3 protein-coding genes and 1 pseudogene are annotated in these 8,572 nt (G+C 77.6%); all 4 read left to right on the top strand.

The genetic code is table 11. The annotated features are described in order from the left end of the window. Window positions 1-320, top strand: a pseudogene (locus tag AC5FZL_RS13500) (serine/threonine-protein kinase); the annotation flags it as partial. A gap of 121 nt (window positions 321-441) precedes the next feature. Then, complete coding sequence (locus AC5FZL_RS13495; protein WP_493619405.1) at window positions 442-6,282, top strand: Ig-like domain-containing protein; 5,841 nt, start codon at window positions 442-444, stop codon at window positions 6,280-6,282. A 124-nt stretch (window positions 6,283-6,406) separates the two neighbouring features. Continuing rightward, window positions 6,407-7,369, top strand: coding sequence for an AAA family ATPase (locus AC5FZL_RS13490; protein ID WP_493619404.1), 963 nt, complete (start codon window positions 6,407-6,409; stop codon window positions 7,367-7,369). Continuing rightward, window positions 7,369-8,572, top strand: a 1,204-nt coding sequence (locus AC5FZL_RS13485; protein ID WP_493619403.1) for a DUF58 domain-containing protein, incomplete at its 3' end; no start/stop codon positions are given. The genes AC5FZL_RS13490 and AC5FZL_RS13485, both read left to right, overlap by 1 nt.

The following is an 8,572-nucleotide window of genomic DNA, read 5'->3' as shown; positions in this document are numbered from 1 at the left end:
TGCCGCCCCCGCCGCCTGAGCGCCCCACCGCGTCCGGTGCGGCCCTGTCGGCGGCCGTCCCCGCCCCGGCGGACCTGGCGGTGACGCGCGGCGCGGACGGGTCGGTCACCTTCACGTGGTCCAACCCGGCGAGCGAGGACGGCGACAGCTTCGTGTGGGGCCTGGTCCAGCCCGGGCAGCCGGTGCAGCGGCAGGTGACGCAGGAGACCGCCGTCACCGTGCCCCCGACGCCGGGCGGCGGGCAGGTCTGCGTCGAGGTCTCCCTGCGCCGCGCCACCGGCCGCGCCTCCGACCAGCCCGCGACCGCCTGTTCGCCCTGACGGGTGGCGGCTCCCGCGTTCCCCCACCCGCGACCACGCTCTGTGCCTAGGGTGATCGGGGCCGCGTGCCAGGGCGCGGAGGCGTCCGCACGCCCGAGGAGGTCGCGGCAGGGAGGTGGCGATGAGGTTCCGGCCACCGAGCCGCCGCTCGCGCTCGGCCGCCGTCCTCGGCTCCGCCGGGCTCGTCGTGGCCCTGCTCGCCGCCACCCACGAGGGCTACCCCGCGGCGCAGGTCGACCTCGACGACGGCAGCGTGTGGGTGACGAGCTCGTCCGAGATGGCCCTGGGCCGGCTGAACTCCCAGATCGGTGAGCTGACCGGTGGCGTGCTCACGACGACGCCGACCTTCGACGTCCTCCAGGACGGCGCCACGGTGCTGCTGCACGACCAGGCCGCCTCGACCCTGTCCGTCCTCGACCCCGCCGCGGTCGAGCTGGGCACCACGCTCGCGCTGCCGCCGGACGCCGCCGTGTCCATGCGCGCCGGCGTGGTCGCCGTCCTCGACCCCGCCGACGGCGACCTGTGGGTGCGCGCGGTGGACGACCTCGCGCAGCTCCACCTCGAGACCGACCCCGCCGACGTCGAGCTGGGCGCGGGCGGCGCGGCCGCGGTCGGCACCGACGGCGCGGTGCACGCCGTCGCGGTCTCGGGCGAGACCTCGATGGTGCGCGCGCGCTCCGGCGGGGCCCCGGTGGTCACCGCCGGGCCCGATCTCGGGGCGCTGCGCGCGCCGCTGCAGGTCAGCGCGGTCGGCGCGGACGCCGTCGTGCTCGACGCCGCCGGCCTGCACGCCCGCGGGAGCACGACGCGGGTGCGCGGCGAGGGGCTGGTGCTCCAGCAGCCCGGCCCGGCCGCGAGCACCGCGCTCGTGGCCAGCACCGAGGCCCTGGTCGAGGTGGCCCTGGACGGTGGTGAGGGCGGGGACGGCGGGGAGCCGACCTCGGTGCCCGCCGGTGCCCAGGGCCTCCCGGCCGCCCCGGTGCGCCTCGACGGCTGCACCCACGCCGCGTGGGCCTCCACGCCGGGCACGTACCTGCGCACCTGCGAGGGCGGGGAGCCGGAGCTGCAGGAGGTGCCGGAGGTCAGCGCCGCCTCGCAGCTGGTCTTCCGGGTGAACCGCTCGGTCGTCGTCCTCAACGACATCACCCGCGGCGACGTGTGGCTGCTCGACGAGGACCTCGTGCTCGTGCGCGGCTGGGACGCGATCGCCCCCGAGGACCAGCAGCAGGAGCAGACCCAGACCGCGGAGTCCGCCGAGCAGCAGCAGGCCGCCGCGGCGGAGTGCACCGAGGACTCCGCGCCGCCGCGGGCCGTGGCCGACACCTTCGGGGTGCGGGCGGGGCGCTCCACGCTCCTGCCGGTCATCGACAACGACCTCGCCTCGGCGTGCGGCGTGCTCACCGTCTCCGCCGTCGACCCGCTGCCGGCGGCCCTCGGCGCCCTCCAGCCGGTCTACGGCGGGCGGGCCCTGCAGGTCGACGTGCCCGAGGGCGCCACCGGCCGGGCCACCGTGCCGTACACGATCTCCGACGGGCGAGGGGCCAGCGCGCCGTCCACGGCCGACCTCACCGTCGAGGTGCGGCCCCCCGGCGTCAACGCCGCCCCGCTGCAGCTGCGCCAGGGCGCGCTCGCCGTCGAGCAGGGCGCCAGCGCCTCCCGCGCCGTGCTCGCCGACTTCCTCGACCCCGACGGCGACGACCTCGTGCTCACCTCCGCGGTCGCCGAGGGCGGGGGAGCCGTCCGCTTCCAGCAGGACGGCCAGGTCACCTTCACCGCGGACGCCGCCGCCCTCGGCCGCCAGCGGGTGGCGCTGGTGGTCTCCGACGGCCTCCTCGCCACCGAGGGCGAGCTCGTCGTCGACGTGCGCCCGCGCGGCTCCCTGGCCCCGGTGCTCGGGCCGGTGCAGGCGGTGACCTCCGTGGACGCCCCGGTGGTCGTGCGCCCGCTGGACGCCGCCACGAGCCCGTCGGGGGAGCCGCTGCGCCTGGCCGGCGTCGGGCAGGTGCCGGGGCTGAGCGTCGAGCCCGACCTGGCCGCGGGCACCTTCACCGTCACGGCGCCGCTGCCCGGCACGTACTACGTCGGCTACGTCGTCACCGCCACCCCCCAGCAGGCCAGCGGCCTGGCCCGCATCGACGTGCGCGAGCGCCCCGAGGACGCCGCGCCCCCCGTGGCCGTGCGCGACGTCGCCCGCCTCCCGCTCGGCGGGGAGGTGGCGATCGACCCGCTCGCCAACGACAGCGACCCCGCCGGCGGCGTCCTCGTCCTGCAGTCCGTCGAGGTGCCGGAGGGCTCCGGGGTGCGGGCCGTCGTCGTCGACCACCACCTCGTGCGGATCAGCGCCGAGCGCGCGCTCGAGGCGGCGGTGCGCCTGACGTACACGGTCTCGAACGGCGCGGCCACGAGCCGCGGCGACATCGTCGTGCAGCCGGTGCCGGCCGCGGCCGGCCAGCAGGCGCCCGTGGCGGGCCCCGTGGAGGTGTCGGTGCGCACCGGGGGGGTCGTGACCATCCCGGTGCTCGACCACGTGCAGGACCCGGACGGCGACGCCGTCCACCTGGTCGGCCTCGCCGAGGAGGTCGGCGAGGGCGAGGGACTGCTCTTCGTCGCCCAGGACGAGCTGCGCTACCAGGCCCCGGCCACCCCGATGACGGTGCACGCGGTGTACCGGGTGCAGGACGCGGCGGGCAACGAGGGCTCGGCGCAGGTCACGGTCGAGGTCCACGCCAGCGACGCCGCCACCAAGGCCCCGCCGCGGCCCCAGGCGCTGACCGCCCGCGTGTACGCGGGGGAGACCGTGCGGATCCCGGTGCCGCTGACCGGCATCGACGACGACGGCGACGGCGTCGTCCTCCTCGGCGAGGCCGAGCCCCCGGCCAAGGGCCGCATCGTGGGCACCGGGGCGGACTGGCTGGAGTACGAGGCCCTGCCGGGGGAGAGGGGCACCGACACCTTCACCTACGCGGTCGAGGACTGGGTCGGCCAGAGGGCGGTCGGCACCGTGCGGGTCGGCGTCAGCCCCCGCCCGACGACGTCCCTGCCGCCGGCGGCCCTGGACGAGGCCGTGACCCTGCGCCCGGGCCAGGGCGTGGAGGTCCGGGTGCTGGCCAACGACGTCGACCCCGACGGCGGCGAGCTCGCCCTGGAGCCGGAGCTGGAGGTGCCGCAGGGCCTCAGCGCGGCGGTCTCGGGCCGCCGCGTGGTCGTCAGCGGCACGGACGCCGAGGGCACCTTCCCGGTCGTCTACACCGTGAGCAACGCCCGCGGCGGCCGGGCGACCGGCGTCCTCACCGTCACGGTGGCGGCCGACGCGCCGCTGCGGCCGCCGGTCGCGCGCGACGTCGTCGTCGCGCCGCTGGACACCCTGGACCGCTCGGTGGTCCAGGTCGACGTCCTCGCGGTGGCGGACAACCCGAGCGGCCCGCTGAGCGACCTCGCGGTCTCGGTGCCGGCCTCGGCGTCCGCGACCGCCCGGGTGACCGCCGACCAGCGGGTGGCCGTGACCCTCGTCGACCGCGCCCAGACGCTGCCGTTCCTCCTGACGAACACCACCGACCCGACCCTGAACAGCTACGCGTTCATCACCGTGCCGGCGCTGGGCGACTTCCCGCCCGTCCTGCGCCCCGGCGCTCCCGCGCTGGAGGTGCTCTCCGGGCAGGAGCTGCGCGTGTCGCTGCAGGAGCAGGTGCAGGTGGCGGCCGGGCGCAGCCCGCGGGTCACCGACCCCACCGCGGTGCGCGCCACCAAGGCCGACGGCTCCTCCCTCGTCGCCGACGAGGCGACCCTGCTCTACCGCTCCGAGGCGGGCTACTCCGGGCCGGCGTCCCTGACCGTGGAGGTGACCGACGGCACCAGCCGCCAGGACCCCTCCGGGCGCACCAAGGTGCTGACCCTGCCGATCACCGTGCTCCCGCTGGAGGAGGTGCCGCCGACCTTCGCGCCGTCGGTGCTCGACGTCGCGCCGGGCGAGGCGCCGGTGCGGGTGGACCTGCGGGCCTTCACCGTGGACGCCGCGGGCGCCGCCGAGCACACCTACCGCCTCGTCGGGGGAGCTCCGGCCGGGTTCGAGGTGTCGCTGAGCGGGACGACGCTGTCGGTCGCCGCGCAGGCCGGCACCCCCAAGGGCAGCCGCGGCTCCGCCGACGTCACCATCGGCTACGGCAGCGGGGCCGGGACCGTCTCCGGCCGCGTGGAGCTGCGCGTGGTCGCCAGCAGCCGCCCGCTGGCCCGGGTGCCCGACCTCACCGTCGCCGACGGGTCCTCCGGGCGCGAGCGCGCCGTCGACGTGCTGGCCGGCGCCTACAACCCGTTCCCCGCCACCCCGCTGGAGCTGCTCTCGGCGGTCGTGGAGACGCCCGGCAGCGGCAGCGCCCGGGTGTCGGGCTCCAGCGTGGTGGCCGTGCCGGGCGAGCGGTTCACCGGCCCGATGACCGTGCGCTACCGGGTGCGCGACGCCACCGCGGACGCCGACCGCGAGGTCGAGGGGCGGGTCACCGTGGTGGTGCGCGGGCGTCCGGAGGCGCCGCCGGCGCCGCGGGTGGTCGACGTCCGCGACGGCACGGTCGTCCTCGCCTGGGACGCCCCGGCGAACAACGGGGCTCCGATCACCGAGTACCGCCTCACCGACGCCGACGGGCGCTCGACGTCCTGCGCGAGCACCACCTGCACGGTGACGGGCCTGACCAACGACGTCGACCACGTCTTCCGCGCCACGGCGACCAACGCCGTCGGCGAGAGCGAGCCCGGCCCGGCGTCCGCGCCCGCGCGCCCGGACACGCGCCCCGAGCGGCCGTCGGCCCCGACGCTGGTCCCCGGCGACCGCACGCTCAGCGCGTCGTGGGCGCCGGCGGCCAGCCGCGGCTCGGCGGTGACCGGCTACACGCTGGAGATCAGCCCGGCCCCGCCGGGCGGGCGGGCGTCGGTGAGCCTGGGCGCGGTGACCTCCTACACGTGGACCGGCCTGCAGAACGGGCAGGCGTACACGGTGCGGCTGCGGGCGCAGAACCGGGCGCCCCAGCCCAGCGACTGGAGCGCGGACTCCGCGCCGCAGACCCCGGCCGCGCCCCCGTCGGCGCCCGGCGTCACGGCCACGCGCGTCGACACCGAGCTCGGCGGGCAGATCGACGTCCGCTGGAGCCGCCCGGACGACGGCGGCGCGCCCGTGCAGGGGTACGAGGTCTCCATCAGCGGCGGGCGCGGCGCGCGCACCCTGGAGGTGTCCGCCGACCAGCTCGGCTACGCCTTCGGCGACGCCGAGAACGGCGTCAGCTACACCTTCACGGTGCGCGCGCGGAACAAGGCGGGCTCGTCCCCGGTCGGCACCGCCACGGCGAAGACGTACAGCAAGCCGGGCCCGGTCGCCGACCTGCGCGCCGAGGCCACCTCGCGCGACGCCGAGGCGGGAGAGGCCGGGGTGCTCGTGCGCTGGTCGCCGCCGACCGACTCCGGCGGCGAGCAGGTCACGGACTACCAGGTGCGCATGGACGGCGGGGAGTGGCGCAGCGTCGGCGGCCAGACCTCGGCGACCTTCGACGGCCTGGCCGGCGGCCGGCAGCCGTCCTTCAGCGTGCGCGCCAGCAACGGCTACTGGAGCCAGGAGGCGAGCACCACCACCGGCGAGGCCCTGCGCACGCGGCCCAGCGCCGTGCGCTCGCTGGTCGTGGCCACCGGCGCCCCGGGCTCGCGCGAGGTGACCGTCTCGTGGCAGGCGCCCAGCGACACCGGCGGCCTCGACGTCCGCTACTCCTACGAGGTCCAGGAGCGGCGCGCGCTGTTCGGAGGGTGGCGCACGGTCGAGGACGAGCGGGACGTCGCGGGCACCTCGTTCACCCACCGGGCGGACGGGGCCGGCGCGGAGGTGCGGGTCGTCGTGACCGCCCGCAACGACGCCGGCGAGGGCCCGTCGGCGGACGCCGAGGGCACCGCCGCCGAGGAGCCGGGAGGCGGCCCCGCGCCCGGCTGACCCCCTGCACGGAGCCGCCCCACCACGAGCACCGCCGAGCACCGCCCGCACCAGCACGCCCGCACCAGCACGCCCGCAGCAGCACGCCCCGCCGACCGGCGGGCCACCGGAGGAGACCGCACCGATGACACCCGACCAGCTCGCCTCGTTCGCCGCGACGTTCGACCGGCTCGTGGCGAACGTCGGCCAGGCGCTGCTGGGCAAGGAGGCTGTGGTCCGCCTGGCGGTCACCTGCCTGCTCTCCGACGGCCACCTCCTCCTCGAGGACGCCCCCGGCACCGGCAAGACGTCGCTGGCCCGGGCCCTGGCGGCCAGCGTCCAGGGCAGCTCCAGCCGGATCCAGTTCACCCCGGACCTGCTGCCCTCCGACGTCACGGGCGTGACCATCTACGACCAGCGCACCCAGACCTTCGAGTTCCACCCCGGCCCGGTGTTCGCGTCGGTGGTCCTGGCCGACGAGATCAACCGCGCCTCCCCGAAGACGCAGTCGGCGCTGCTGGAGGTGATGGAGGAGAGCCGGGTCACCGTGGACGGCACGAGCCGCTCCGTCGGGCGCCCGTTCATGGTCATCGCCACCCAGAACCCGATCGAGCAGGCCGGCACCTACAAGCTGCCCGAGGCGCAGCTCGACCGGTTCCTCATGAAGACGTCCCTGGGCTACCCCGACCACGACGCCACCGTGCAGATCCTCGCCGGCGCGGCCGACCGCGACCGGGCCGCCCGCGTGCCGGCCCTGGTGACCACCGCGGCGGTCAAGGACATGGCGGTCCTGGCCTCCGGCGTGCACACCGACACGGCCGTCCTCGACTACGTCTCGCGGCTGGTCACCGCCACCCGCACCGACCTGCGGACGACGGTCGGCGTCAGCGTGCGCGGCGCCCTCGCCCTCGTGCGCTGCGCCAAGGTGCGGGCGGCCTCGCAGGGGCGCGGCTACGTCGTGCCCGACGACGTCAAGGAGCTCGCCCAGCCGGTGCTGGCCCACCGCCTCCTCCTGGAGGCCGAGGCCGAGTTCGCCGGCGCCACGGCCGCGGACGTCGTCGCCAGCGCGCTGCTCGAGGTCTCCCCGCCGGTGGAGCGGCTGGTCTGATGCCCCTCCCGTCCCGACCCGAGGCGTCGTCCCTGCTCCGCGCGCTGCTGGCCCCGGTCAGCGCGCTCGGCTGGGCCGTGCTCGCCCTCGCCCTCGTCGCGCTCGGCGCCGGCCGCGTGCTGGGCTGGGTCGAGCTGGCCACGGCCGGTGCGGCGCTGGCCGGCACCTGGGTCGCGGCGTGGGGCTTCACGCTGGGGCGCTCGGCGTACGCCGTCGACCTCGCCCTGGCCGACGAGCGGGTGCGGGTGGGGGAGCGGGCGGTGGGCACCCTGGTCGTGGCGAACGCCTCGGCCCGGCGGCTGCTGCCGGCCACGGTCGAGCTGCCCGTCGGCGCAGGGTCGGCCGACGTGGACCTCCCCGCCCTGACCGCCGGTGCGCGGCACGAGGAGGTGTTCACGATCCCGACCTCCCGGCGCGCGGTGATCGCCGTCGGGCCGGTCTCGACCTCCCGCGGCGACCCGGCCGGCCTCGTGCGCCGGCGCGCCCGGTGGACCGAGCAGGTGCTGCTGCACGTGCACCCGCGCACCGCCGACCTGGCCGGGATCGCCCCCGGGGTGCTGCGCGACCTGGAGGGCCAGGCCACGCGCGACCTCTCCGACGCCGACCTGTCCTTCCACACCCTGCGCGGCTACGTGCCCGGCGACGACCGGCGGCACGTGCACTGGCGCTCGACCGCGCGGACCGGGACCCTCGTCGTCCGCCAGTTCGAGGACACCCGGCGCACGCACACGCTCGTGCTGCTCGGGTGCGACGCCGCCGAGTACGCAGCCGAGCACGAGGGCGAGCAGGCGGCCGAGGAGGCCTTCGAGCTCGCGGTGTCGGTGGCGGCCTCGGTCGGCGCGCAGACGCTGCGCGACGAGCGCGAGCTCACCGCCCTCGCCGGCACCGCGCGCCTGCGGGCCACGACGGCCCGCGCGCTGCTCGACGACACCTGCGCCCTGGAGCTCGGCGCGGGTCCCGGCGTGCGCGCGCTGGCCGAGCAGGGTGCGCGCGAGGCCCCGTCGGCCTCGCTCGCGGTCGTCTGCACCGGGGCCGTGCTCGACCCGGCGCAGCTGCGCCGGGCCACCGCCGCGCTGCCCGCGGGGGCTCGCACCGTCGTGGTGCGCTGCGCGCCCGGGGCTCCCGTGGCCGTGCGCAGCCTCGGCCCGCTGTCCCTCGTGGACCTCGGCGACCTCGGCGACCTGCCCCGCGCCCTGCGGCGGG

Source organism: Quadrisphaera sp. DVD1, assembly GCF_058932755.1.
The sequence above is the reverse complement of the archived record's forward strand: the minus strand, read 5'-3'. Positions and strand labels throughout refer to the sequence as shown.